1 protein-coding gene is annotated in these 381 nt (G+C 66.4%); it reads right to left on the bottom strand.

Annotated features, from left to right (window positions below; all coding sequences use genetic code 11):
* Window positions 1-106: 106 nt before the first annotated feature.
* On the bottom strand, window positions 107-381 hold a 275-nt coding region (locus IF47_RS0126925; RefSeq protein ID WP_031511656.1), incomplete at its 5' end, for an ATP-binding protein.

Genomic DNA, 381 nt, shown 5'->3' with positions numbered 1-381 from the left:
GACCTGTGCCGTCGGTGCGGCCGTAGGGGCTCTCGGAGTTATCTACTTCGGCTGGCGTTATATTCGCGCACGAGGGAATTCGCACTAACTGAAATTCCTGATCGCCCTACGGCTTCACATCACATTCGAACCAGACGGTTTTTCCGGGCCGGTCGGGCAGTGGATCCCACCCCCACCGGTCCGTGACGGCTTCGACGATCAGCACGCCTCGTCCGCCTTCGGCGAGTTCCTCCACAGCTGTGGACACCGGCGGTCGCGGGCAGGTGTCCGTGACCTCCACCCGCACCCCACGCCCGTCCGGCCACCGCACCATCAGCACCGCGGCGCGCCGGTCGGGCGTGTGGCGTACGACGTTGGCGACGAGTTCGGTGAGGGCGAGGC

The organism is Streptomyces megasporus, assembly GCF_000718985.1.
GTDB lineage: Bacteria > Actinomycetota > Actinomycetes > Streptomycetales > Streptomycetaceae > Streptomyces > Streptomyces megasporus.
Note: the sequence above shows the minus strand (reverse complement) of the source record. Positions and strands in the feature narration are given on the sequence as shown.